This is a genomic window from Yersinia proxima (assembly GCF_902170785.1).
In the GTDB taxonomy this organism is placed as follows: domain Bacteria; phylum Pseudomonadota; class Gammaproteobacteria; order Enterobacterales; family Enterobacteriaceae; genus Yersinia; species Yersinia proxima.
In genome coordinates, this window is record NZ_CABHYG010000007.1 from 26,018 (window position 1) to 51,049 (window position 25,032).

Consider the following 25,032-nt stretch of genomic DNA (forward strand, 5'->3'; position numbering starts at 1 on the left):
AATATGATGAGCATACTCTGGAGCCTGGCCGCGTTTATTGTCGCACTGGGGATCTTAATTACAGTGCATGAGTTCGGCCACTTTTGGGTGGCACGGCGCTGTGGTGTCCGTGTTGAACGCTTTTCGATTGGTTTTGGTAAAGCGCTATGGCGTCGGACTGATCGTCAGGGAACCGAGTATGTTATCGCCCTTATCCCGTTGGGCGGCTATGTTAAAATGCTGGATGAGCGCGTAGAGGCAGTTGCTCCTGAATTTCGCCATCAATCTTTTAACAATAAAACCGTCTTACAACGTGCTGCAATCGTCAGTGCTGGCCCTATTGCCAATTTCCTTTTTGCTATTATTGCTTACTGGCTGGTGTTTATCATTGGTGTCCCAAGTGTGCGCCCGGTTGTGGGTGATATTTCGCCACAATCCATTGCTGCGCAAGCCAATATTTCTCCGGGAATGGAACTTAAGTCTGTAGATGGTATCGAAACGCCTGACTGGGATTCTGTTCGTTTGGCTTTAGTTAGCAAAATTGGCGACAAACAAACGCAAGTCGGTGTTGCCCCATTTGGTTCTGTCAATGTGGTGCAAAAGACACTTGATTTGCGTCAGTGGCAATTTGAGCCTGATAAACAAGATCCGGTGGTTGCGCTAGGCATTATCCCACGTGGCCCGCAGATTGAATCCGTCTTGGCAGAAGTTCAACCAGGGTCAGCGGCAGAAAAGGCGGGTTTACAAGCAGGGGATAGGGTAGTTAAAGTTAACGGACAGTTGCTGGATCGTTGGCAAACATTTGTTTTACAAGTTCGAGATAACCCCGGTAAAGCGCTGGTGTTAGATATTGAAAGGGGCGGTACCCCCTTGTCTTTAACCTTGATACCAGATACAAAATCGGTTGGAGAAAACCGCAGTGAAGGTTTTGCGGGTGTAGTGCCGAAAGTTATACCGCTTCCGGATGAATATAAAACGATTCGCCAATATGGCCCGTTCACTGCACTCTACCAAGCTGGGGATAAAACCTGGCAGTTGATGCGGTTGACGGTCAACATGTTGGGTAAACTGATTACTGGTGATGTTAAGCTGAATAACTTGAGTGGCCCGATATCTATTGCACAAGGTGCTGGGGTTTCAGCTGAGTACGGGTTGGTGTATTACCTGATGTTTTTGGCACTGATCAGTGTCAACTTAGGGATTATCAATTTGTTCCCGTTACCGGTGTTAGATGGTGGACATCTGCTCTTCCTGGCGATAGAAAAGCTGAAGGGTGGGCCGGTTTCTGAGCGAGTACAAGACTTCAGTTATCGCATCGGCTCGATTTTGCTGGTGTTATTAATGGGACTTGCACTTTTCAATGATTTCTCCCGTCTTTAACGGCAGGGGATAGGTTAGGAAGAACGCATAACAACGATGGCGATGAAAAAGTTGCTCATAGCGTCGCTGCTGTTTGGCAGCGCCACCGTATACGGTGCAGACGGGTTCGTAGTGAAAGATATTCATTTCGAAGGCCTGCAACGGGTCGCCGTCGGTGCGGCGTTACTTAATATGCCGGTTCGCGTAGGCGATACCGTCAGTGATGATGACATCGGTCAAACTATCCGTGCGTTGTTTGCTACAGGCAACTTTGAGGACGTTCGCGTCCTGCGCGATGGTGATACGCTGATTGTTCAAGTCAAAGAACGCCCAACGATTGCCAGCATCACTTTCTCCGGTAATAAAGCGGTGAAAGATGACATGCTTAAGCAGAATCTGGAAGCCTCTGGCGTCCGGGTTGGTGAAGCCTTGGACCGTACCACTATATCCAACATTGAAAAAGGACTCGAAGACTTCTACTACAGCGTGGGTAAATACAGTGCTTCAGTGAAGGCTGTCGTTACGCCATTGCCACGTAATCGTGTCGATTTAAAACTGGTCTTTACCGAAGGTGTGTCTGCGAAAATTCAGCAGATCAACATTGTAGGTAACCACAGTTTCACAACGGATGAACTTATCTCACGTTTCCAATTGCGTGATGAAGTGCCGTGGTGGAACGTGGTTGGTGATCGTAAATATCAGAAGCAGAAACTGGCTGGTGACCTCGAAACTTTGCGCAGTTTCTATCTGGATCGTGGTTATGCCCGATTTAATATTGATTCAACCCAGGTGAGTTTGACACCAGATAAAAAAGGTATCTACATCACGATCAATATTACTGAAGGCGATCAATACAAACTTAACAGTGTGGTTGTGAGTGGTAATCTTGCGGGCCATCAATCTGAAGCGGATAAACTGACTAAGATTGAGCCAGGTGAACTGTTTAACGGCAGTAAAGTTACACGCATGGAAGAAGACATCAAGAAGATGTTAGGCCGTTATGGCTATGCTTATCCACGTGTCGTATCTCAGCCTGAAATTAACGATGCTGATAAAACAGTCAAACTGCATATCAATGTAGATGCGGGTAACCGTTTCTATGTTCGTAATGTCCGTTTCGAAGGCAATGACACCAGCAAAGATTCCGTATTGCGCCGTGAAATGCGTCAAATGGAAGGTGCATGGCTGGGTAATGACCAAGTTGAAGTGGGTAAAGAACGTCTGAACCGTTTAGGCTATTTCGAGACTGTTGATGTTGAAACTCAACGTGTCCCGGGAACGGCTGATCAGGTTGATGTTACTTACAAAGTTAAGGAACGAAACACCGGGAGTCTGAACTTTGGTATCGGTTATGGTACTGAAAGTGGTGTGAGCTTCCAGGTCGGTGTGCAGCAAGATAACTGGTTGGGTACGGGTAATACTGTCGGCATTAACGGCACGAAAAACGACTATCAGACCTATGCTGAATTTACCTTGACTGACCCTTACTTTACCGTTGATGGTGTAAGTCTGGGCGGGCGTATTTTCTACAATGATTTTAAAGCAGATAACGCAGATCTGTCTGGCTATACCAACAGTAGTTATGGCGTCGACGGTACTCTAGGTTTCCCAATCAATGAAAATAACTCATTGCGTGTTGGCTTAGGTTATGTTCATAACGATTTGTCTGATATGGAGCCGCAAGTTGCGATGTGGCGTTATCTTGAATCAGTAGGCGAACGCCCTGACTATACTAGTCGTACGGGCTTTACTACTGATGACTTTACGTTGAATCTGGGTTGGACATATAACAACCTTGACCGTGGCTTCTTCCCGACGTCGGGTGTGAAATCATCGGTGAATACGAAAGTAACTGTTCCTGGCTCAGATAATGAGTTCTACAAAGTGACATTCGATACATCAGCATACCAGCCATTAGATGAAGATCGTTCATGGGTGCTGCTGGGGCGTGGTCGCTTGGGTTACGGTGGCGGTATCGGCTCGAAAGAAATGCCATTCTATGAAAACTTCTATGCCGGTGGTTCCAGTTCCGTTCGTGGTTTCCGCTCTAATAACATCGGTCCAAAAGCTGCATACTATAATGCTGATGGATCTATCAGAAACTCAACCGATGCGGTTGGGGGTAACGCGATGGCGGTGGCCAGTTTAGAACTGATTACACCAACACCGTTCATTAGTGAGAAATACTCGAACTCCGTACGTACTTCCGTGTTCATTGATTCGGGTACAGTATGGGATACCAATTGGGAAAATACTGCTCAAACACGTGCCGCAGGTATTCCTGATTATAGTAAAGCCAGCAATATTCGTGTCTCTGCCGGTGTGGCACTACAATGGATGTCACCATTAGGGCCTTTAGTGTTCTCATATGCTAAACCGGTTAAAGATTACGAAGGCGATAAGTCAGAGCAATTCCAGTTTAACATTGGTAAAACTTGGTAATTGATTGGCAAAGTAATACTGAATTTTAAAGACAGCACTGGTAGTTGAAATAACCTAAAGCAGCGTCGGCTTAGGCTGGCGCTATCTTTGGTATTATTCTGTATTAAGTGCACTTCAAAGTGTCTCTGACACAAACAGGTAATGGTAAGGAGTTTATAGTGAAAAAGTGGTTGTGTGCCGCAGGTCTTGGTTTAGCACTGGCAGCTTCTGCCAGCGTTCAAGCCGCAGACAAGATTGCTATTGTTAACGTTTCCAGCATTTTCCAACAATTACCTGCGCGTGAAACCGTAGCTAAACAGCTGGAGAATGAATTCAAAGGCCGTGCAACCGAACTGCAAGGAATGGAGCGCGATCTGCAGACTAAAATGCAGAAACTGCAACGTGACGGTTCTACCATGAAAGCCAGTGATCGTACCAAACTGGAAAACGACGTAATGAAACAGCGTGAAACTTTCTCTACTAAAGCCCAGGCTTTTGAGCAAGATAATCGCCGTCGTCAGATGGAAGAGCGTAATAAAATCCTGAGCCGTATCCAGGATGCTGTTAAATCTGTTGCTAGCAAAGGCGGTTATGACGTCGTGATTGATGCAAATGCTGTTGCATATGCAGACCCTTCTAAAGATATCACTGCTGACGTGCTGAAACAGGTTAAATAAAACATGCCTTCAATTCGACTGGCTGATTTAGCTCAGCAGTTGGATGCACAGGTGCACGGTGATGGCGATCTCGTCATCACCGGCATCGCTTCTATGCATTCTGCCGAGCCATCGCAAATCACATTTTTGTCAAACAGCCGTTATCAGGAACAACTGGCAACTTGCAATGCAGGTGCTGTCGTGTTGACTGAGGCTGACTTACCGTTCTGCAAATCTGCGGCTCTGGTGGTTAAAAACCCTTATTTAACCTATGCACGCATGGCTCAGATAATGGATACCACACCTCAACCTGCGCAAGATATTGCTCCAAGTGCGGTAATTTCTCCACAAGCAACGCTGGGTAAGAATGTTTCTATCGGTGCAAATGCAGTGATAGAGTCCGGTGTAGTGCTGGGTGATAACGTGGTTATCGGTGCGGGCTGTTTTATTGGTAAGAATACTCACATTGGTGCTGGTAGCCGTTTGTGGGCCAATGTTTCCGTTTATCATGAAGTTGTAATCGGGCAAAACTGTCTGATTCAATCCGGTACGGTCATTGGTGCAGATGGTTTTGGCTATGCAAATGATCGTGGCAACTGGATAAAAATACCACAGCTCGGTTCTGTACATATTGGCGATCGGGTTGAGATTGGCGCCTGTACAACGATTGACCGTGGTGCACTGGATAATACGATTATTGGCAATGGCGTCATCATTGATAACCAATGTCAGATTGCACATAACGTTGTGATTGGCGACAATACCGCAGTTGCGGGTGGTGTTATCATGGCAGGTAGCCTCAAAGTTGGGCGCTATTGCATGATTGGCGGCGCAAGTGTGATCAATGGTCATATGGAGATTTGTGACAAAGTCACAATCACCGGAATGGGAATGGTGATGCGTCCAATCACTGAACCTGGGTTATACTCCTCCGGTATTCCGCTACAACCCAATAAAGTTTGGCGTAAAACCGCTGCTTTGGTGATGAATATTGATGGAATTAATAAACGCTTAAAAGCTATTGAGCGCAAAATCGATAAAGAATAATCACTTAAGCCCGAAACTCTGAGCAAATAATCAAACTTATTGGCAATTGATGCCAAAAGTAGATACCCAAAGAAGTTAGAGTTGCGAATCGGAAGCTGGCGAATGAACGCAGCTGACACCGTTGCAACTTCAAGTCCGAAGGGTGTAAAGAGTTCCTAATTTGCGGCCTGCCTAATGCCTCCCTTTTGGGGCAGTGCAGGCCGTGTTGTTGATAGCATCAGTTTTTTAGACAGGAAGAGTATTTTGACTACTGACACTCATACTCTGCACATTGAAGAGATTTTGGATCTACTGCCGCACCGTTTTCCGTTTTTGCTGGTAGATCGCGTCCTTGATTTTGAAGAAGGAAAATTTCTGCGTGCAGTGAAGAACGTCTCTTTCAACGAGCCATTTTTCCAAGGCCATTTCCCGGGTAAGCCAATCTTCCCTGGCGTGCTGATATTAGAAGCGATGGCTCAGGCTACCGGGATTTTGGCGTTTAAGAGCCGTGGTAAACTTGAACCAGGCGAGCTTTATTATTTTGCTGGTATCGATGAAGCCCGCTTTAAACGTCCAGTAGTGCCTGGCGACCAAATGATCATGGAAGTTGAGTTTGTTAAAGAACGCCGTGGTCTGACCCGTTTTACTGGTGTTGCGAAAGTTGATGGTGAAATTGTTTGTACGGCAACCATGATGTGCGCTCGTAGCAAACCAGCAACAGCTGTAGTTACAAAGCCTGAAGTTAAGGAGTCCTGATACGTGATTGACAAAACCGCCGTTATCCATCCAAGTTCTATCGTCGAAGAAGGTGCAATTATTGGCGCTGGTGTTCATATTGGCCCCTTCTGCTTTGTCGGATCCCAGGTGGAAATCGGCGCTGGCACGGAACTGAAATCCCATGTCGTCGTTAATGGAATAACAAAAATCGGCTGTGATAATCAGATTTATCAATTTGCTTCCATTGGTGAAGCAAATCAGGATCTGAAGTATGCAGGCGAGCCTACTCGTGTTGAGATCGGTGACCGTAACCGTATCCGCGAAAGTGTTTCTATCCACCGTGGTACTGTGCAAGGTGGTGGATTAACGAAAGTAGGCAGCGATAATTTACTGATGATCAATGCCCACATCGCTCATGACTGCATTATTGGTGATCGTTGTATTCTTGCGAATAATGCAACATTGGGTGGTCATGTAGAAATCGACGATTTTGCCATTATTGGCGGAATGACTGCTATCCATCAATTCTGCGTGATTGGTGCGCATGTGATGGTGGGTGGCTGTTCCGGTGTTGCTCAAGATGTGCCTCCTTTTGTCATCGCTCAAGGTAACCATGCGACACCTTTCGGTATCAATATCGAAGGGTTGAAGCGCCGTGGTTTCGACAAAGAATCACTCCATGCTATCCGCAATGCCTACAAATTATTGTATCGCAGTGGTCGGACGCTGGATGAAGTGAAGCCCGAAATTGCTGAATTGGCAGAGCAACATCCGGCAGTTCAAGCATTCATTGATTTCTTTGCTCGTTCGACTCGCGGCATTATTCGCTGACTTATGCAAAATACCCCATTATCTGTTGATCGACCGTCAAGCGGTGTACGCCCTTTAACTATAGGTTTAGTCGCTGGAGAAACATCTGGTGATATCTTAGGTGCCGGATTGATTCGTGCACTGAAAGCTCAGGTTCCAGATGCCCGTTTTGTTGGTGTGGCTGGGCCTCTGATGCAAGCTGAAGGATGTGAAGTCTGGTTTGAGATGGAAGAATTGGCAGTGATGGGTGTTGTTGAAGTGTTAGAGCGTCTGCCAAGACTACTGAAAATCCGAAAAGAGCTGACTCAGCGTTTTAGTGAGCTCTCGCCGGATGTTTTTGTCGGTATCGATGCTCCTGATTTCAATATTACCCTTGAAGGGCGTTTGAAACAGCGTGGTATCCGTACTGTTCACTATGTCAGTCCATCCGTGTGGGCCTGGCGGCAAAAACGTGTTTTCAAAATTGGCAAAGCCACCGATATGGTGCTCGCTTTCCTTCCTTTTGAAAAAGCGTTTTACGATCGTTTCAATGTTCCCTGCCGTTTCATCGGACATACCATGGCTGATGCCATGCCGCTGACACCTGATAAAAACGCGGCAAAAACAGAGCTTGGTATTGCAGCAAATATACCTTGTTTGGCCTTATTGCCTGGTAGTCGCCATTCAGAAGTAGAAATGCTTAGCGGTGATTTTCTGCGCACGGCCGCTATTCTGAAACAACAGTTGCCTAATCTGGAAGTGTTGGTTCCTTTGGTTAATAGCAAGCGGCGTGAGCAATTTGAGCGAATTAAAGCCGAAACTGCACCTGACCTGGCGGTGCACATACTTGACGGCAATGCTCGTCTGGCAATGATTGCTGCTGATGCGACATTGCTGGCTTCCGGTACTGCCGCGCTAGAATGTATGTTGGCTAAGTGTCCTATGGTTGTCGGTTACCGTATGAAGCCTTTTACGTTCTGGTTGGCTGAGCGGCTGGTCAAGACCCCTTACGTCTCATTGCCTAATTTGTTGGCTGGCGAAGAACTGGTGACAGAACTGTTGCAGCAAGAATGCCAACCGCAAAAATTAGCCGATGCGTTATTACCGTTATTGCAAGGTGGTGCGGCGGTAGAGGCCTTGAAAGAGCGTTTTCTGATTTTACATCAGAGCATCCGTTGCGGTGCAGATGAACAGGCAGCACAGGCTGTATTGGAGTTAGCAGGACGATGACTGATATCTTTATTTACCCACAAGCAAATCTGATTGCGGGTGTGGATGAAGTAGGACGCGGCCCTTTAGTGGGGGCGGTGGTCACTGCTGCGGTCATTCTCGATCCTAAACGGCCAATAGTGGGCTTAGCTGACTCAAAAAAACTGAGTGAAAAGCGTCGTTTATCACTTTACGACGAAATCACGGACAAGGCCTTATCGTGGAGCCTTGGGCGCGCTGAGCCTGAAGAGATTGACCAGCTTAATATTTTGCACGCCACTATGCTGGCAATGCAAAGAGCGGTAGCAGCGCTGCATATTGCTCCCGATTATGTCTTGATCGACGGTAACCGTTGCCCAAAACTGGCTATGCCATCATTGGCTGTTGTGAAAGGTGATAGTCGGGTGGCTGAGATAAGCGCCGCTTCAATTTTGGCTAAAGTCACACGTGATCGTGAAATGACTGAGCTGGACCTCCAATTCCCTGAATATGGTTTCGCACAGCACAAAGGTTATCCAACCGCGGTTCATTTAGAAAAGTTGACAACTTTTGGGGCAACTGAGCATCATCGTCGCAGTTTTGGCCCGGTTAAACGTGTGCTGGGTTTAGTGTAAACAGCTGTTTGCACTCATAAACGAAGCAACATCCATAACGTATGGATATAATTCCTTAGCAATGAGCTGCTGGGGATGTGATTCAATCCACTAATTTCTGGTGTCTGGATATGGCCGAACCTCGTTTTGTCCACCTGCGTGTTCACAGCGATTACTCCATGATCGATGGATTAGCCAAGATTGGACCCTTGGTGAAGAGAGCTGCCGCATTAGGCATGCCCGCTCTGGCCATTACCGATTTTACCAACCTGTGCGGCTTGGTAAAATTCTACGGTAGCGCTCATGGTGCTGGGGTTAAACCCATCATCGGCGCAGACTTCTATGTGCAAAGTGAAATCTTAGGTGATGAATTAGCTCACTTGACTGTCCTGGCACGCAATAATGATGGTTATCAAAATCTTACTTTACTGATATCTGAAGCCTATCAACGCGGCTATGGTGCAGCTGGCCCTATTATTGACCGTGACTGGCTGATTAAGCACAAAGAAGGTTTGATTCTGCTATCCGGTGGTCGGATGGGGGATGTGGGTAAGTTTATTCTGCGTGGCAACCATGCTCAGGTTGATCAGTGCCTTGAGTTTTATCAAGAGCATTTCCCTGATAGTTACTATCTGGAGTTAATTCGTACTGGTCGCCCGGATGAAGAAAACTACCTTCATGCTGCTGTGGCATTGGCAACCGAACGTGGCTTGCCGGTGGTGGCGACTAATGATGTGCGTTTTATCGATGAGTCAGACTTTGATGCTCACGAGATCCGCGTGGCTATCCACGACGGCTTTACGCTAGTTGACCCTAAACGACCTAAAAACTATAGCCCGCAACAGTTTATGCGTGATGAAGAGCAGATGTGTGAGCTGTTCGCGGATATTCCTGAGGCGCTGATCAATAGTGTTGAAATCGCTAAACGTTGTAACGTAACGATCCGGCTTGGGGAATATTTTCTACCCCAATTCCCAACCGGGGATATGAGCACAGAAGACTTTCTGGTTGAAAAATCTAAACAAGGCTTGGAAGAGCGACTGGAGTTCTTATTCCCTGATCCTGAAGTTCGGGCACAAAAGCGCCCTGCCTATGATGAACGTCTGGAAATAGAACTAAAAGTTATTAACCAGATGGGCTTCCCCGGCTACTTCTTGATAGTAATGGAATTTATCCAGTGGTCAAAAGATAACGGCGTGCCGGTAGGGCCAGGCCGTGGTTCTGGTGCCGGTTCTCTGGTTGCTTACGCACTGAAGATTACCGATCTTGATCCGCTGGAATTTGACCTTCTGTTCGAACGTTTCTTAAACCCAGAACGTGTATCAATGCCTGACTTCGACGTTGACTTCTGTATGGAGAAACGCGATCTGGTGATTGAGCATGTTGCGGATATGTATGGTCGTGATGCTGTTTCGCAGATAATTACCTTTGGTACTATGGCAGCCAAAGCGGTTATCCGCGATGTGGGCCGAGTACTGGGCCATCCTTATGGTTTTGTCGATCGTATCTCCAAACTGGTTCCACCAGATCCGGGTATGACATTGGAGAAGGCTTTCGCAGCGGAACCACAACTGCCTGAAATTTATGAGGCAGATGAAGAGGTCAGAGCGCTAATTGATATGGCGCGCAAGTTGGAAGGGGTAACGCGTAACGCCGGTAAGCATGCCGGTGGGGTGGTTATCGCACCAACAAAAATTACCGATTTCGCCCCACTATACTGTGATGCGGAAGGGAATAACCCGGTTACACAGTTCGATAAGAATGATGTGGAATATGCCGGCTTGGTGAAGTTTGACTTCCTTGGTTTGCGAACGCTCACTATCATTAACTGGGCGTTGGAGATGATCAACGCCCGCCGCGCGAAAACCGGATTAGAGCCGATTGATATTGCGTCTATTCCTCTGGATGATAAAAAAAGTTTCGATATGCTGCAACGTTCTGAAACGACAGCGGTATTCCAGCTTGAATCCAGAGGCATGAAGGATCTTATCAAGCGCCTAAAACCTGACTGCTTCGAAGATATGATCGCACTGGTGGCATTATTCCGCCCCGGCCCGTTGCAATCAGGGATGGTTGATAACTTTATTGACCGTAAACACGGACGCGAAGCAATATCCTACCCTGACATTGAATGGCAGCATGAATCGCTAAAACCAGTGCTTGAGCCAACCTATGGTATCATTTTGTACCAAGAACAGGTTATGCAGATTGCGCAGGTTCTGTCTGGTTACTCACTCGGCGGCGCAGATATGTTGCGGCGTGCGATGGGTAAGAAAAATCCGGCAGAGATGGCGAAACAGCGCTCTGTGTTTGAAGATGGTGCGAAAAGCCAGGGAGTTGATGGTGAACTGGCAATTAAAATCTTTGACCTGGTAGAGAAATTTGCCGGTTATGGGTTTAACAAGTCACACTCTGCAGCTTATGCATTGGTTTCTTATCAAACGCTATGGTTGAAAGCTCATTATCCAGCTGAATTTATGGCTGCGGTAATGACGGCCGATATGGATAACACTGACAAAGTGGTTGGTCTGGTTGATGAGTGCTGGCGGATGGGGCTGAAAATTCTGCCACCTGATATCAACAGCGGCCTGTATCATTTCCATGTAAATGATGATGGCGAGATTGTTTATGGCATCGGCGCAATTAAAGGTGTTGGCGAAGGCCCCATTGAGGCTATGTTGGAAGCCCGTAAAGAGGGCGGCTATTTCAAAGAACTCTTTGATTTATGTGCCAGAGTTGACACTAAAAAACTCAATCGTCGAATTTTAGAAAAACTTATTATGTCAGGCGCTTTTGACCGTTTGGGGCCACATCGCGCTGCGCTAATGAGTTCGTTAGGCGAGGCTTTGAAAGCAGCTGACCAGCATGCCAAGGCAGAAGCCATTGGTCAGGTTGATATGTTTGGCGTATTGGCTGATGCGCCAGAGCAGATTGAACAATCTTATGCTAATGTGCCGCCGTGGCAGGAACAGATCGTTTTAGATGGTGAACGGGAAACGTTGGGCCTATATCTGACCGGCCACCCGATTACCCAATATCTTAAGGAAATAGAACGTTATGCCGGCGGGCTGCGTTTGAAAGATATGCACCCGACGGAGCGGGGCAAAATGACCATGGCTGCGGGGCTGGTTATCGCGGCCAGAGTTATGGTGACAAAACGCGGAAATCGTATTGGCATTTGTACTTTGGATGACCGTTCCGGGCGTCTTGAGGTCATGCTATTCACTGATGCGTTGGAAAAATATCAGCATTTGTTGGAAAAAGACCGTATCCTGATAGCCACCGGACAGGTCAGCTTTGATGACTTTAGTGGTGGACTTAAAATGACCGCCCGTGAGTTAATGGACATCAGTGAAGCTCGTGAAAAATATGCCCGTGGGCTTGCTATATCGCTGACCGACAGGCAAATTGATGACCAGCTTTTGAACCGTCTCCGTCAGTCGTTGGAACCCCATCGAGCGGGGACGATCCCAGTGCATCTTTATTACCAACGGGAAGATGCTCGTGCCAGGCTGCGGTTTGGAGCTACATGGCGCGTGACGCCCACTGATCGCTTATTGATAGATTTGCGAACTCTGGTAGGTAATGAGCAGGTGGAACTGGAATTTGACTAAAATAGGAATGCTATGAGTCTGAATTTTCTTGATTTTGAACAGCCGATTGCAGAGCTGGAAGCGAAAATTGACTCGCTGACCGCAGTCAGCCGTCAAGACGAAAAATTAGATATTAATCTGGACGAAGAGGTTCAGCGTCTACGTGAGAAAAGTGTCGAGCTGACGCGGAAGATATTCTCGGATCTCGGTGCATGGCAGATTGCCCAACTGGCACGCCATCCTCGTCGCCCTTATACCCTGGATTATATCGCTAATATATTTACCGATTTCGAAGAACTGGCTGGTGATCGTGCCTATGCCGACGATAAAGCTATCGTCGGTGGCATCGCTCGTCTGGATGGTCGCCCGGTGATGATCATTGGTCATCAAAAAGGCCGTGAAACCAAAGAGAAGATTCGCCGTAACTTTGGTATGCCAGCACCAGAAGGTTATCGTAAAGCATTGCGTCTGATGGAAATGGCTGAGCGCTTTAAGCTGCCAATCATTACTTTCATTGATACCCCTGGAGCCTATCCAGGTGTCGGCGCTGAAGAGCGTGGTCAATCTGAAGCCATTGCGCGTAACCTGCGTGAGATGTCTCGCCTGAATGTACCTATCGTTTGTACAGTCATTGGTGAAGGTGGTTCCGGTGGCGCATTGGCAATCGGTGTGGGCGATAAAGTGAATATGTTGCAATACAGCACTTACTCCGTTATCTCACCAGAAGGCTGTGCCTCTATTTTGTGGAAAAGTGCTGATAAAGCGCCTCTAGCCGCAGAAGCAATGGGTATTACCGCTCACCGTTTAAAAGAACTTAAGATGATCGATTCCGTCATTCCTGAACCTTTGGGTGGTGCGCATCGTGATTATCTGGCGATTGCCGCTTCACTAAAAGCACAGCTTCTGGCTGATCTCAGTGATCTGGATGTTCTGAATAACGAAGAGTTACTAAATCGTCGTTATCAACGTCTGATGAACTATGGCTATTGCTGAGTAACTCCGTCCACATTAGTGGTCATTTAAGTTACCAATTGAAATCCGGTGCATATATTGTGTACCGGATTTTTTGTTTATAGGCATGTCCAATCACGGCTAAATTATCGCGATTATGGGGCTGAGGAAGGTTTACTCTTAAGAGGAGTTATTCGCAAGTTGAGCAACGCCCTGCTCGCCAGGCATTATCAGCTAATCTATTCTATGCATTGCGATGATGGTGTTAATAAATACAAAAGACTAAGTTGGAGTAATATATGCTGGCAATACGTCAGGTTCATCATATTGCGATAATTGGTTCAGATTATCAGGCGAGCAAAAAATTCTATTGTGAGGTTTTAGGGTTTAGCCTCATGAGTGAAGTTTATCGTGCAACACGGGATTCCTGGAAAGCTGATCTGGCGCTAAACGGTCAGTATACGATTGAACTTTTTTCCTTTCCTTCTCCTGCCGCGCGACCCAGTCGCCCGGAAGCATGTGGCTTACGGCATTTGGCCTTTCAGGTCGATGACATTGAACTGGCGGTGCGGGAACTTGAAGGCGCAGGTGTAATTTGCGAAGCAGTTCGCATTGATCCCTACACACAATCACGTTTTACTTTCTTTAATGATCCAGATGGTTTACCTCTGGAGCTTTATGAATTGACAGCGGAATAAGATGAACACCACTCCTGCTACACCAAATATTTTGCTTAACCCACTGTTCGCGCAGTTGGGCGAACAGCGGCATGTGCTGGTCGGGTTCAGTGGTGGCTTGGATTCCAGTGTACTGCTGCATTTATTGGTTTGCCTGCGTGATCAACTTATCCCTGACTTGATGATTCGCGCTATTCATATTCACCACGGTTTAAACCCATTGGCAGACAGTTGGGTAAAACATTGCCAGCAGCAATGTGAGCAATGGAAAATCCCGCTCGAAGTGGTGCGAGTCACTATTGATGCACGTCATGCTGGCATTGAGGCGGCGGCGAGAACGGCGCGTTATGAGGCTTTTACCTCACATTTAGCTGCTAATGAAGTGTTAGTTACCGCCCAGCATTTAGATGACCAATGCGAAACTTTCTTACTGGCACTCAAACGCGGCAGTGGCCCGGCAGGTCTATCCGCTATGGCGGCTAGAATGCCTTTTGCGCATAGCCAATTATGGCGGCCATTATTGGCATTTTCCCGTGAGACACTTGAGAATTATGCTCAAGTGCAGCGATTACAGTGGATTGAAGATGACAGTAATCAGGATGATCGTTTTGATCGCAATTTCCTGCGATTAAGAATATTACCTTTGCTAACTCAGCGTTGGCCGCACTTTGCTCAAGCCACAGCACGCAGCGCCGGTTTGTGTGCTGAGCAGGAGCAACTATTGGATGAGTTGTTGGCGGATAATTTGCAACAGCTGCAAAATGCAGAAGGAGCACTGTCTGTCGAGGGGTTATTAGGGGCTTCAGAGGCTAAACGTGCGGCAATACTGCGTCGTTGGTTAGCACAATGGGGAGCCACAATGCCATCGCAGAGCCAACTGCAACGTTTGTGGTTGGAAGTGGCTATGGCCAGACAAGATGCTGAACCTCAATTAACTCTCGGCGCACATCAGGTTCGCCGCTTCCGGCAATATTTGTACCTGTCATCGCCACTGACAGAGATACCCATGTCACATCTGTCCTGGGCTAAAATTCAGTCAGGATCTGACCAGGAGGCGGTTAGGCCAGCCCCTTTGATTTTGCCTGCGGGCCTTGGGGTCTTGAGCTTTGCAATCGAGGGTGGGCAAGCCATTAAAGCTCCAGCCATTGGCGACGAAATAAGTATAGGTTTTGGTTTGCAAGGGGATATTAAAATTGTCGGACGACAGCATTCACGCCAAAGCAAGAAAATATGGCAAGAGCTAGGCATCCCGCCATGGCAGCGAGAGCGCATTCCACTGCTGTATTTTGGTGAGCAATTGATTGCCGCGGCAGGCGTCTTTGTCACTCAAGCTGGGCAGGCTAAAGAAAACGAACCGTGCTGGCACCTTCATTGGGTCAGACCGGAATTAAATAATAAGAATAAGTAAGAGCGTTTATTTTGAGGAGCAATGATGAAACGAATTGTGGGCATAGTGATATTCAGTTTGTGTAGTTTTTCGGTACTGGCAAAAAATGATATAGAAGCGGGGCGGGCAAAGTCAGCCAGCTGCGTGGCTTGTCACGGTGCTCAGGGCAAGGTTTCCGTTCCTATGTATCCTAATTTGGCTGGGCAAAATGCCATGTATTTAGAGCAATCATTAAAAGCGTATAAAAAAGGAGAGCGAACAGGTGGGCAAGCTGGAGTGATGCAGGCTTATGTTACGCCTTTAACCGATGATGATATCTCTGATCTGGCAGCCTATTATGCGAGTTTAAAGCCTTAAAGCAGATTGGGCAGCCTTGAATGCAAAACGGGCCACTTCTCAGCGGCCCGTCAGTAAAGGTGTAGAAACTATGATGCACTTACTACTTATGATGCACTTACTACTTATGATGCACTTACTACCACAGTCCCGATTTCGGGGTGACTGAAGCTGGCTATATGGTCAAGACGTAACTCACGCATTGTCCCTTCTTGCTCGACAATCAGGTATTCGACCTTTTTTCTCAGCAGCAGATCGCATGCTTTACCTTCTACGATCTCACCGCCTCTCAACTTCAACGTCAGTATCAGGTGATGTTGGCAGGCGAGTTCCAGATTATCGTAGTCATCACAATTGATGGGTTGATACTCTTCACTCATCGACATAATCGCTCACCAATAAGTTAGCGGCGGCAAAGGCCGCCTGTTCCCTAACGGAGGACGGGAGTGCGTCATTAGCCGCAACTTCGTCCAATGCTTTCAATACACAACCCAGTGCATCTGACACGTAGCCCTGGTCACCACTAGCAATTTGTGCATAAAAACGGCGCACTAATTCACAGTATTGCTGCACAGTAATCCTCCCGGAAAAGTTTAACCCAGTAGATTCTCTGCGGAAACGTCGCGCTGTCAACCTACGAAGATAAACTCTGAACTTATAAGGACTATAGCACAGGAGTGATAGAGATATTAGAGTCAGAACTCAGCTTTCTTTTTAGTATTGACCCCACCAATAACTCTATTTTCTCCGGGCTGGCTGCAAGTAGACCTAATCAAGTACACTGTCAGCCAGATAATTAAGAGGTCACTCATGGCGCTAAAAGCAACCATCCATAAAGCCGCAGTTAACATCGCCGATATGGATCGTAATTTCTTTCAGGATGTTAACCTGACTATTGCACAACACCCCTCAGAAACTGACCAACGTATGATGTTGCGTTTATTGGCGTGGGTTTGCCATGCTGATGAGCGCTTGCAGTTTACCAAGGGCTTGAGCGCTGATGATGAGCCAGAAATTTGGCGTCATAATGATCACAATGGCATCGAACTGTGGATCGAATTGGGGTTGCCCGAGGAAAAACGGTTGCGTAAAGCGTGTAACCAATCACAGCAAGTTGTGCTCTATGCTTACAGCGAAAGGGCCGCTAAAGTGTGGTGGCCACAAGTTAAGGAAAAGTTGTCTGGGCACCGTAACCTTCGGGTACGCTTCCTGGATGATGAGCAAATGGCAAAATTGGCGGCGCTGTCTAATCGCAATATGTCATTGCAGGCTACGTTGCAAGAGGGAAATATTTGGTTATCTGATGATAAGAATAATCTGGAAATTAGTTTTGATGAATGGCAAGGCGATGGGCAATAAGCGTGTTGATTATATCCAATAATGTCAGCTTACCCGACAGCGAGATTGAGTTGACGGCTATTCGCGCCCAAGGCGCAGGTGGGCAGCACGTTAATAAAACCTCAACAGCCATCCATTTGCGCTTTGACATTAAGGCTTCCAGCCTGCCAGAGTACTATAAAGAAAGGCTATTATCGCTCAATAGCCATTTGATGACCGCCGAAGGTGTCATCATTATCAAAGCACAAGAATACCGTAGCCAGGATATGAATCGCGAGGCTGCGCAGCAGCGGCTGGTGGCATTAATTCGCCAATCGATGGTGGTAGAAAAAACACGCCGGGCGACGAAACCAACTAAAGGTTCAAAAATCAGGCGCGTTGAAAGCAAAGTCCGCAAAGGGGCAACAAAAGCACTGCGCGGTAAAATACATCAGGATTGATGCTGATTAAGCCCTATGGCGAATAAGGCGGTTTCATCCTTTTATATCGGACACAGTATGGGAGAATGACTGTGAGTAAATTAACAATAACGCTATTTTTGGCAGTAGGTGCACTGTCACTATTAGGTTGTAATAATCGGTATCAGCCGGTTGAGCAGGTTTTACAACCGATGCAGCAAAGCTATCAGGGTGTTTTACCCTGTGCAGATTGCAGTGGTTTGGATACCTCGTTATTCCTCGACAGCGATGGAACATTTGTCTTGAAAGAGATTTATCGGGGAAGTAAAGAAGGCGATCAGGCTTTTGCCGAATATGGTAAGTGGGCACGGACGGCAGATAAATTAGTGTTAACTACCGGGCAGGGAGAGAAACGTTATTTCCGGCCGGTCGGTAAAAATTTGGTGATGCTTGATCAGCAAGGCCTGCCGATTGAATCTAATTTGAATTATCAGTTAGTACCCAGCGAACAACCTTTACCTAAAACCCCGATGCCACTGAGCGGCATGTATAAATATTTCGCTGATGCTGCGGTGTTCACCGATTGTGTCACGGGCAAAACTTTCCCGGTGGAAAATAATATCGCGTTGGAAAAGGGATATCTAAAAGCCCGTAAAAATGTGGGTGAGCCGGTATTCCTGACTCTCAATGGTCATTTTGATATTCGACCTTCCATGGAAGAGGGGCAGTCCGATAAAATGCTGATCCCGGCAGGAGATATCCAGTTTAATGCCAATAAGAGCTGCGAGAATCAATAACGGCTATTGGTGAGATAATAAAAAACCGCTGGCAGTGATTCACTAACCAGCGGTTTTTTTAACGTGTAACCAATTAGCGTTTGATTTGGCTCAGCAAGAAATCAATAATTTCGCTGGTTTTAATCATTTGCTTTTCACCGGCACGGCGATTTTTGTATTCCACTTCTTCGCTGTCGAGATTGCGATCACCAATCACGATATTGTGTGGCACGCCAATCAATTCCATATCAGCAAACATCACGCCCGGGCGTTCTTTACGATCGTCGAGAATCACGTCAATACCGTGTAAGCGCAGGGTGGCATACAACTCTTCCGCCAGTTCTTTGACACGGAAAGATTTATGCATGTTCATTGGCAAAATGGCTACCTGGAATGGGGCAATAGCATCCGGCCAAATAATACCGCGATCATCATGATTCTGTTCAATTGCTGCTGCAACCACACGGGATACCCCAATACCGTAACAACCCATGGTCATCACTTGATTGCGGCCATCTTCACCCTGAACCGTGGCTTTCATCGCTTCCGAGTATTTAGTGCCTAACTGGAAGATATGACCGACTTCAATGCCGCGCTTGATTTGCAAAGTGCCTTTGCCATCTGGGCTGATATCGCCTTCAACTACGTTACGCAAATCAGCAACCTGAGGCAGCGGCAAGTCGCGCTCCCAGTTAATGCCAAAGTAATGTTTGCCATCGATATTGGCACCGGCACCGAAATCACTCATTACCGCGACACTGCGATCAACCACAACAGGCAGTGGCAGATTAACCGGGCCTAATGAACCTGGGCCTGCACCGATAATTGCACGAATCTCTTCTTCGGTGGCGAAGGTGAGTGGCTTGGCCACTTGTGGCAATTTCTCGGCTTTGATTTCATTCAATTCATGATCACCACGAACCAACAAAGCAACCAACTTATGGCCACTCTCTTCATGAGCATGAACCATTAAGGTTTTCACTGTTTTCTCAATCGGCAGGTTGAACTGCTCAACTAATTCAGCGATGGTTTTTGCATTCGGAGTATCAATGATACGCAGCTCTTCTGTTGCCGCAGCTCGTGGTTCAGACGGTGCCAGCGCTTCAGCAAACTCAATGTTAGCGGCATAATCTGACTCGGTTGAGAACACGATATCGTCTTCACCACTGTCTGCCAGCACCTGGAATTCGTGAGATGCACTGCCACCAATTGAGCCGGTATCTGCCAGCACAGCGCGGAAATTCAGATCCATACGCTCGAAGATTTTACTGTATGCGGCATACATCGCATCGTAAGTTTCCTGCAATGATTCCTGTGTGGTGTGGAAAGAGTAAGCATCTTTCATCAGGAATTCACGAGCACGCATCACGCCAAAACGTGGACGAACTTCATCACGGAATTTGGTTTGGATTTGGAAGAAATTCAGCGGCAACTGTTTGTAAGAGTTAATCTCACCGCGAATCAGGTCAGTAATGACTTCTTCATGAGTTGGGCCAAGCACAAAAGGTCGCTCGCCACGATCAACAAAGCGTAACAGCTCGGGGCCATATTGTTCCCAACGGCCACTTTCTTGCCATAAATCAGCCGGTTGTACCACTGGCATTGAAACTTCGATTGCACCGGCGTTATTCATTTCTTCACGCACAATGTTTTCGACTTTCTTCAATACCCGAACCCCGGTTGGCAACCAGGTATAAAGACCTGAGGCCAGTTTACGGATCATCCCGGCGCGGAGCATCAGCTGGTGACTGATCACTTCAGCATCAGCAGGTGTCTCCTTCAAAGTGGAGAGCAAATATTGGCTAGTACGCATGATGTTTTGATTCCATTAGCGCTGCAACAAATAGAGGCAGCCAAAAAGTAAAAAGTGGTTTAGTTTACCAGCGAGTACCGGTTGTCAAAAGAGAGCAGGGTGAAATTTAGCATGGGTCGAGTGATAACACTTCCGTTTGCTCTCCAATAACCCGCCAGCGCACATTAAATTCCAGTAACAGAACAGCATATTCTCGGCTTTCACTATCGCCTTTGCGGTAGGCTGGACGCGGGTCTTGTGCTAAAACCTGGGTAATAAAACGTCGTAGGTGCGGGTAACGCTGTTGTTGCTGTACTAACTGTTGTTCAGCGATGCTGGAAAAGCAAACTTGCATGTCTGCATCAGGTGCAGCTTGAGCAAAACCCGCTCGGGCATGGGGCTGACTCTCCGCAAAAGGCAAATAGGGTTTGATATCAATTACGGGCGTACCATCAACCAAATCCAGACTGCCTAACACCAAAGTTACTTCACCTCCCTGGCATCGCACCTCTTTCAGCTCAATCAGGGACATGCCAATCGGGTTAGGTCGAAAAGTGGATCGGGTGGCAAATACCCCCATTCGGGCATTACCACCTAAGCGCGGTGGGCGAACTGTAGGCCGCCAACCACCATTCATCGTTTGATGAAATACGAACATCACCCATAAATGGCTAAAATCAGATAAGCCGCGAACCGCTTCTGCTTGATTATAGGGCGCTAAGAGTTGTAACTCACCACCGCCATCTTCAATCAGACCAGGCTGCCGCGGTACAGCGAACTTTTCTTTATAGGGCGAGCGGATAACGCCAATCTGATTAAAGGAAAACACACTCATTTTGATGAAACATTCAGTGCAGAACCCTGACATACGGCTTGCTGATAACAGCCAGGAACTCCGCTAAGTATTTCGCATTGATGCAGCAAGACCGCATTGGCTTTCATATACGATGCACGAGTCTGCATTCTTTTACGGGCGGTTGTAATGCTCGGTGGGGAGTCCTGAACGGTGGATTGGCACGACTCGCCGGACACTTCCCCTAAGTCACGGAAAGGCTTACCAACCAGTTCTTCTGCACTTTTATAAAGTTTTACCGCTGCCGGGCGCTGGGCTGCCGTAGGGCTGGGTTTGGTAACCGGAGGCGGTTGCTTAACCGGATTTTCTGTGGTGGATGGCTTTGATTGAAGCATGGAACATCCAGTTAGCGAGAGGGCTAACAGACACAGAGGTAACGCACGCATAGAAATTCCTCAGCCTTTTTATTTAAGAGGCGCTATTGAAGCAATCTATTATGCAAATAACAAGACGGGCTGTTGCCCGTCTTGCAATATATTTAGCAAACACTGAATTTAGGAAACCTAATATTCAGCAAAATGGCCCATTGGCTATTACCAGCCTTTAACAGCGCCACCGTTGAATGCTTTATTTGCTGCATCATTAACTTCATCAGACTGATAAGCCTGGACGAATTTCTTCACGTTTTCCGCATCCTTATTATCTTCACGGGCAACGATCAGGTTAACGTAAGGTGACTCTTTGTCTTCAACAAACAGACCATCTTTAGCAGGTGTCAGACCGATTTGGCTTGCATAAGTGGTGTTGATAATCGCCAGAGCGATTTGTTGGTCATCCAAAGAACGTGGTAACTGAGGGGCTTCCAGCTCGACCAATTTCAGGTTTTTAGGATTCTCAACCACATCCAGTACGGTTGGCAGCAGACCAACACCGTCTTTCAGTTTAATCAGACCGACTTTTTCCAGCAGCAGTAGAGAACGGCCCAGGTTAGTCGGATCATTTGGCAGTGCTACCTGAGAGCCAGGTTGCAGTTCTTCCAATGATTTAATTTTTTTAGAGTAACCAGCAATTGGGTAAACGAATGAGTTACCCACTGAAACCAGTTTGTAGCCACGATCTTTAATTTGCTGATCCAGATAAGGTTTATGCTGGAAAGCATTCAGATCAATGTCACCTTTACTCAGCGCTTCATTTGGCAATACATAGTCGTTGAAAGTGACTAATTCAACATCCAGTCCATACTTGTCTTTTGCAACTTTTTGAGCAACTTCAGCAACTTGCTGTTCAGCACCTACAATCACACCGACTTTAATGTGATTTGGATCTTTTTCCGCTGGGCCACAACCCACCAGGGCCAGAGTACCAATCAATGCACTGACTGCCGCGATAGATTTGAATTTTAAAGACATATCCTTTCCTCTATAGACGTTCGTTAAGATGCGCCGCTGTGTGAGGCAGTCGCTATACCCTTCATACTTTGGGTAATATATATGTTAATAACTATTTGTGAGTAACCGCTTTTACGATCCGATCGCCACTGAACTGAATCAGGTAAACCAAAATGACTAATAATACCAACACCGTATTCATTACAGTGGCATTGTAACCAATGTAACCATACTGGTAACCGATTTGGCCTAAGCCACCGGCACCTACTGCACCCCCCATAGCGGAATAGCCCACCAGGGTAATTAGGGTAATAGTTGCTGCATTCACCAAGCCGGGTAGGGCTTCAGGCAACAATACTTTTTTGATGATTTGCATTGGAGTAGCCCCCATTGCACGGGCTGCTTCAACCAAACCCGATGGTATCTCCAGCAAAGCATTCTCCACCATACGAGCAATAAATGGAGCGGCACCCACTGTAAGTGGCACGATTGCTGCCTGTAGGCCAATAGATGTACCAACGATCATCCGCGTGAAAGGAATCATCCATACCAATAAGATAATGAAAGGTATGGAACGGAAGATGTTCACTACCCCAGACAGGGTGCGGTAAATCTTATTGTTCGCAATAATTTGCCCTGGACGGGTGACATATAACAGAACCCCAACCGGTAGCCCCAAAACAAAACCAAAGAAGCCAGAGACAAACGTCATCATTAGAGTTTCCCAGACACCTCGGCCCATTAACCACATCATTGCCTCAGACATAACCCAGAACCTCTACTTTTACATGATGATCTTGCAAGAACTTGATGGCAGCGAGGCCATCCTGATTGTCGCCATGCAGTTCAGCCAGCATGACACCAAATTTAACGCCGCCGGCATAGTCCATTTGCGAGCTAAGGATACCGATATCAATATTAAAGCGACGTACTGCCTGTGATATTAACGGGGCATCAACTGACTGACCGGTAAATTCCAGTTTCAGCAGTGGAACCCGATCTTTGGTGGGTTCTTGAGTCATACGCAGTGCGTAATCTTCTGGAATATCCAAATGCAGAGTTGATTGAATAAATTGCTGAGCCAGCGGGGTTTTCGGATGAGAGAACACTTCGCTGACGCTGTCTTTTTCAATCAATTTGCCTTCGCTGATAACCGCAACCTGATCACATATACGTTTCACCACGTCCATTTCATGGGTGATAAGTAGAATGGTCAGGCCCAAACGACGATTAATGTCTTTAAGCAGTTCCAGAATTGAGCGGGTGGTCGCTGGGTCTAATGCGCTGGTGGCTTCATCACATAGCAGAACCTTAGGATTACTCGCCAAAGCACGGGCGATTGCAACGCGTTGTTTCTGTCCACCGGACAAATTTGCTGGATACGCGTCTTGCTTATCGGCAAGCCCGACTAAGTCCAACAACTCGGTGACTCTCTTCTTTATATCTGCGCGTGGTGTGTTGTCCAGCTCGAGCGGCAGCGCGATATTGCCATACACCGTGCGGGAAGAAAGTAGATTGAAGTGCTGGAAAATCATGCCAATCTGGCGGCGTGCGCGAGTCAACTGCCCTTCAGATAAGGTAGTGAGGTCTTGTCCATCGACCAATACTTGTCCGCTGGTTGGGCGCTCTAACATATTGGCGCATCGAATCAATGTACTTTTACCGGCACCGGAGGCACCAATGACGCCATAAATTTGCCCAGCAGGGACGTGTAGACTCACGTCTGAAAGCGCGGTAATCGTGCGCGATCCCTGCTGAAACTCTTTGCTGATGTGAGAAAGTTTAATCATATTATTCTTATTTTATCGTCATTTCCGTGGCTAAATAAAAAGTAAACTTTGGCAAAACCAAAGTATGGATTGGATGTTAAGGCGTCTAGACGGCTAAGTCAACTGGCAACACTGATTCTCTTCCATTCTCAATCGGTAATAAAACATGCGATACTAGTGGCGTTAACAGCCCTCAGGAGTAGATAAGTGACTCAGCCCGTCCCCGCAATATTTTTAGATCGTGATGGTACAATTAATGTCGACCACGGTTATGTCCACGAAATTGATAATTTTCAGTTTATAGACGGTGTTATTGATGCTTGCCGTGAATTGAAAGAAATGGGCTTTGCTCTGGTTTTGGTCACCAACCAATCGGGTATCGCACGCGGTATCTTTACCGAAGAGCAATTCCTGAGCCTCACCGAGTGGATGGATTGGTCGCTGGCTGATCGCGGTGTTGATTTGGATGGTATCTATTTCTGCCCGCATCACCCTGATGGCAGTGTAGCGGAGTTCCGTGAAACATGTGAATGCCGTAAACCATTGCCAGGCATGTTACTGCAAGCACAAAGTGAATTGAACATCGATATGGCTGCTTCTTATATGGTTGGCGACAAAATTGAAGATATGCAGGCAGCATTGGCTGCAAATGTCGGTACTAAAGTATTGGTTCGCACTGGCAAACCTGTGACCGCGGAAGGTGAGGCAGCAGCTGATTTGGTATTAAATAGTCTGGCTGACCTGCCGAAAGCCATAAAAATGCGTCATAAGTAGTCGTAACGTTCAAATAATCGGCAGTCAGAAAAAACTTTAAGATAAACCCTTGCCATTCTGAAGCGGCTCCCTATAATGCGCATCCATCGACACGGCGCTGTGAGCAACTTCACAGAGTGGCCGGGAAGAGCAGAGAAGATTAACTAATTAAGTAGTTGACTCTGTAGCGGGAAAGCGTATTATCTGCCTCCCGCGTTACCGTAAGATTTGCCGCAAGGCAAGCGGGTAACGAACGCTCTTTAACAATTTATCAGACAATCTGTGTGGGCACTCGCAAGACGATATCGAAGCCTGTTTCGACAGGCAGAAGA

At 47.0% G+C, this 25,032-nt stretch carries 25 protein-coding genes; 17 read left to right on the top strand and 8 right to left on the bottom strand.

The window, feature by feature from the left end:
• The first annotated feature begins 3 nt into the window (after positions 1-3).
• The 13 genes from rseP (at position 4) to FTB31_RS06595 (ending at position 15,714) form a co-directional block, all read left to right on the top strand.
• Positions 4-1,359: a sigma E protease regulator RseP gene (gene rseP / locus FTB31_RS06535; RefSeq protein ID WP_050078623.1), complete on the top strand. Its 1,356-nt coding sequence runs from the start codon at positions 4-6 to the stop codon at positions 1,357-1,359.
• A gap of 36 nt (positions 1,360-1,395) precedes the next feature.
• Positions 1,396-3,780, top strand: a complete 2,385-nt coding sequence (gene bamA, locus FTB31_RS06540; RefSeq protein ID WP_050078622.1) for an outer membrane protein assembly factor BamA — start codon at positions 1,396-1,398, stop codon at positions 3,778-3,780.
• Positions 3,781-3,938: 158 nt separating this feature from the next.
• Complete coding sequence (gene skp, locus FTB31_RS06545; RefSeq protein WP_011816966.1) at positions 3,939-4,436, top strand: molecular chaperone Skp; 498 nt, start codon at positions 3,939-3,941, stop codon at positions 4,434-4,436.
• A gap of 3 nt (positions 4,437-4,439) precedes the next feature.
• A complete protein-coding gene (gene lpxD / locus FTB31_RS06550; RefSeq protein WP_050078621.1) occupies positions 4,440-5,462 on the top strand; it encodes a UDP-3-O-(3-hydroxymyristoyl)glucosamine N-acyltransferase in 1,023 nt (340 codons plus the stop codon).
• A 243-nt stretch (positions 5,463-5,705) separates the two neighbouring features.
• Positions 5,706-6,197, top strand: coding sequence for a 3-hydroxyacyl-ACP dehydratase FabZ (gene fabZ / locus FTB31_RS06555; RefSeq protein ID WP_050078695.1), 492 nt, complete (start codon positions 5,706-5,708; stop codon positions 6,195-6,197).
• 3 nt (positions 6,198-6,200) lie between these two features.
• The gene (gene lpxA / locus FTB31_RS06560) at positions 6,201-6,989 is read left to right on the top strand and encodes an acyl-ACP--UDP-N-acetylglucosamine O-acyltransferase (RefSeq protein ID WP_050078620.1); all 789 of its coding nucleotides are present in this window, start codon (positions 6,201-6,203) and stop codon (positions 6,987-6,989) included.
• Positions 6,990-6,992: 3 nt separating this feature from the next.
• Positions 6,993-8,177: a lipid-A-disaccharide synthase gene (gene lpxB / locus FTB31_RS06565; RefSeq protein ID WP_227731234.1), complete on the top strand. Its 1,185-nt coding sequence runs from the start codon at positions 6,993-6,995 to the stop codon at positions 8,175-8,177.
• A complete protein-coding gene (gene rnhB, locus FTB31_RS06570; protein WP_050078618.1) occupies positions 8,174-8,770 on the top strand; it encodes a ribonuclease HII in 597 nt (198 codons plus the stop codon). Before lpxB ends, rnhB begins: the two co-directional genes overlap by 4 nt.
• 110 nt (positions 8,771-8,880) lie before the next feature.
• On the top strand, positions 8,881-12,363 hold the full coding sequence (gene dnaE, locus FTB31_RS06575; RefSeq protein ID WP_050078617.1) for a DNA polymerase III subunit alpha: 3,483 nt from the start codon (positions 8,881-8,883) through the stop codon (positions 12,361-12,363).
• A gap of 12 nt (positions 12,364-12,375) precedes the next feature.
• Positions 12,376-13,335, top strand: coding sequence for an acetyl-CoA carboxylase carboxyl transferase subunit alpha (gene accA / locus FTB31_RS06580; protein WP_077175360.1), 960 nt, complete (start codon positions 12,376-12,378; stop codon positions 13,333-13,335).
• Positions 13,336-13,592: 257 nt separating this feature from the next.
• The gene (locus FTB31_RS06585; RefSeq protein WP_077295463.1) at positions 13,593-13,991 is read left to right on the top strand and encodes a VOC family protein; all 399 of its coding nucleotides are present in this window, start codon (positions 13,593-13,595) and stop codon (positions 13,989-13,991) included.
• 1 nt (position 13,992) lies between these two features.
• Positions 13,993-15,378, top strand: coding sequence for a tRNA lysidine(34) synthetase TilS (gene tilS / locus FTB31_RS06590; protein ID WP_050078614.1), 1,386 nt, complete (start codon positions 13,993-13,995; stop codon positions 15,376-15,378).
• 21 nt (positions 15,379-15,399) lie between these two features.
• The gene (locus FTB31_RS06595) at positions 15,400-15,714 is read left to right on the top strand and encodes a c-type cytochrome (protein WP_077295459.1); all 315 of its coding nucleotides are present in this window, start codon (positions 15,400-15,402) and stop codon (positions 15,712-15,714) included.
• A gap of 104 nt (positions 15,715-15,818) precedes the next feature.
• Here the strand turns inward: FTB31_RS06595 and rof are convergent, their stop codons facing one another.
• The gene (rof, locus tag FTB31_RS06600) at positions 15,819-16,079 is read right to left on the bottom strand and encodes a Rho-binding antiterminator (RefSeq protein ID WP_032817050.1); all 261 of its coding nucleotides are present in this window, start codon (positions 16,077-16,079) and stop codon (positions 15,819-15,821) included.
• Complete coding sequence (locus FTB31_RS06605) at positions 16,066-16,266, bottom strand: YaeP family protein (protein ID WP_004391680.1); 201 nt, start codon at positions 16,264-16,266, stop codon at positions 16,066-16,068. Before FTB31_RS06605 ends, rof begins: the two co-directional genes overlap by 14 nt.
• A gap of 237 nt (positions 16,267-16,503) precedes the next feature.
• Here FTB31_RS06605 and FTB31_RS06610 point away from each other — a divergent pair, with 237 nt between their 5' ends.
• From FTB31_RS06610 to nlpE, 3 genes are all read left to right on the top strand, one after another.
• Complete coding sequence (locus FTB31_RS06610; RefSeq protein ID WP_077175363.1) at positions 16,504-17,052, top strand: YaeQ family protein; 549 nt, start codon at positions 16,504-16,506, stop codon at positions 17,050-17,052.
• Positions 17,053-17,054: 2 nt separating this feature from the next.
• Positions 17,055-17,471, top strand: a complete 417-nt coding sequence (arfB, locus tag FTB31_RS06615) for an alternative ribosome rescue aminoacyl-tRNA hydrolase ArfB (RefSeq protein WP_046050359.1) — start codon at positions 17,055-17,057, stop codon at positions 17,469-17,471.
• Positions 17,472-17,542: 71 nt separating this feature from the next.
• The gene (gene nlpE, locus FTB31_RS06620; RefSeq protein WP_227731235.1) at positions 17,543-18,226 is read left to right on the top strand and encodes an envelope stress response activation lipoprotein NlpE; all 684 of its coding nucleotides are present in this window, start codon (positions 17,543-17,545) and stop codon (positions 18,224-18,226) included.
• Between the two features lie 73 nt (positions 18,227-18,299).
• On the opposite strand, the gene proS is transcribed toward nlpE, so the two are convergent.
• The 6 genes from proS to metN all read right to left on the bottom strand — a co-directional run bounded on the left by proS (position 18,300) and on the right by metN (position 23,968).
• Positions 18,300-20,018 (bottom strand): proline--tRNA ligase, encoded by a 1,719-nt coding sequence (gene proS / locus FTB31_RS06625; RefSeq protein WP_050078610.1) that lies wholly within the window; start codon positions 20,016-20,018, stop codon positions 18,300-18,302.
• A gap of 106 nt (positions 20,019-20,124) precedes the next feature.
• Positions 20,125-20,832 carry a tRNA (N6-threonylcarbamoyladenosine(37)-N6)-methyltransferase TrmO gene (gene tsaA, locus FTB31_RS06630; RefSeq protein WP_077175364.1) on the bottom strand — a complete coding sequence of 236 codons (708 nt, stop codon included), beginning with the start codon at positions 20,830-20,832 and terminating at the stop codon, positions 20,125-20,127.
• Positions 20,829-21,236, bottom strand: a complete 408-nt coding sequence (rcsF, locus tag FTB31_RS06635) for an Rcs stress response system protein RcsF (RefSeq protein WP_050078609.1) — start codon at positions 21,234-21,236, stop codon at positions 20,829-20,831. The genes tsaA and rcsF overlap by 4 nt, the downstream gene beginning before the upstream one ends.
• Positions 21,237-21,383: 147 nt before the next feature.
• Positions 21,384-22,199: a MetQ/NlpA family lipoprotein gene (locus FTB31_RS06640; protein WP_005163992.1), complete on the bottom strand. Its 816-nt coding sequence runs from the start codon at positions 22,197-22,199 to the stop codon at positions 21,384-21,386.
• 91 nt (positions 22,200-22,290) lie between these two features.
• The gene (locus FTB31_RS06645) at positions 22,291-22,944 is read right to left on the bottom strand and encodes a methionine ABC transporter permease MetI (protein WP_050078607.1); all 654 of its coding nucleotides are present in this window, start codon (positions 22,942-22,944) and stop codon (positions 22,291-22,293) included.
• Positions 22,937-23,968, bottom strand: a complete 1,032-nt coding sequence (metN, locus tag FTB31_RS06650; protein WP_050078606.1) for a methionine ABC transporter ATP-binding protein MetN — start codon at positions 23,966-23,968, stop codon at positions 22,937-22,939. The genes FTB31_RS06645 and metN overlap by 8 nt, the downstream gene beginning before the upstream one ends.
• Positions 23,969-24,154: 186 nt before the next feature.
• On the opposite strand from metN, the gene gmhB reads away from it, so the two are divergent.
• Positions 24,155-24,721 carry a D-glycero-beta-D-manno-heptose 1,7-bisphosphate 7-phosphatase gene (gene gmhB / locus FTB31_RS06655; RefSeq protein ID WP_050078605.1) on the top strand — a complete coding sequence of 189 codons (567 nt, stop codon included), beginning with the start codon at positions 24,155-24,157 and terminating at the stop codon, positions 24,719-24,721.
• Positions 24,722-25,032 lie beyond the last annotated feature (311 nt).

Coding starts and splice junctions, on each gene's coding strand:
- lpxB (WP_227731234.1), top strand. CDS start 6,993: ATGCAAAATACCCCATTATCTGTTGATCGACCGTCAAGCGGTGTACGC.
- rseP (WP_050078623.1), top strand. CDS start 4: ATGATGAGCATACTCTGGAGCCTGGCCGCGTTTATTGTCGCACTGGGG.
- metN (WP_050078606.1), bottom strand. CDS start 23,968: ATGATTAAACTTTCTCACATCAGCAAAGAGTTTCAGCAGGGATCGCGC.
- FTB31_RS06585 (WP_077295463.1), top strand. CDS start 13,593: ATGCTGGCAATACGTCAGGTTCATCATATTGCGATAATTGGTTCAGAT.
- rnhB (WP_050078618.1), top strand. CDS start 8,174: ATGACTGATATCTTTATTTACCCACAAGCAAATCTGATTGCGGGTGTG.
- tsaA (WP_077175364.1), bottom strand. CDS start 20,832: ATGAGTGTGTTTTCCTTTAATCAGATTGGCGTTATCCGCTCGCCCTAT.
- FTB31_RS06645 (WP_050078607.1), bottom strand. CDS start 22,944: ATGTCTGAGGCAATGATGTGGTTAATGGGCCGAGGTGTCTGGGAAACT.
- rof (WP_032817050.1), bottom strand. CDS start 16,079: ATGTCGATGAGTGAAGAGTATCAACCCATCAATTGTGATGACTACGAT.
- lpxD (WP_050078621.1), top strand. CDS start 4,440: ATGCCTTCAATTCGACTGGCTGATTTAGCTCAGCAGTTGGATGCACAG.
- FTB31_RS06640 (WP_005163992.1), bottom strand. CDS start 22,199: ATGTCTTTAAAATTCAAATCTATCGCGGCAGTCAGTGCATTGATTGGT.
- proS (WP_050078610.1), bottom strand. CDS start 20,018: ATGCGTACTAGCCAATATTTGCTCTCCACTTTGAAGGAGACACCTGCT.
- accA (WP_077175360.1), top strand. CDS start 12,376: ATGAGTCTGAATTTTCTTGATTTTGAACAGCCGATTGCAGAGCTGGAA.
- FTB31_RS06595 (WP_077295459.1), top strand. CDS start 15,400: ATGATGAAACGAATTGTGGGCATAGTGATATTCAGTTTGTGTAGTTTT.
- tilS (WP_050078614.1), top strand. CDS start 13,993: ATGAACACCACTCCTGCTACACCAAATATTTTGCTTAACCCACTGTTC.
- FTB31_RS06610 (WP_077175363.1), top strand. CDS start 16,504: ATGGCGCTAAAAGCAACCATCCATAAAGCCGCAGTTAACATCGCCGAT.
- bamA (WP_050078622.1), top strand. CDS start 1,396: ATGGCGATGAAAAAGTTGCTCATAGCGTCGCTGCTGTTTGGCAGCGCC.
- dnaE (WP_050078617.1), top strand. CDS start 8,881: ATGGCCGAACCTCGTTTTGTCCACCTGCGTGTTCACAGCGATTACTCC.
- rcsF (WP_050078609.1), bottom strand. CDS start 21,236: ATGCGTGCGTTACCTCTGTGTCTGTTAGCCCTCTCGCTAACTGGATGT.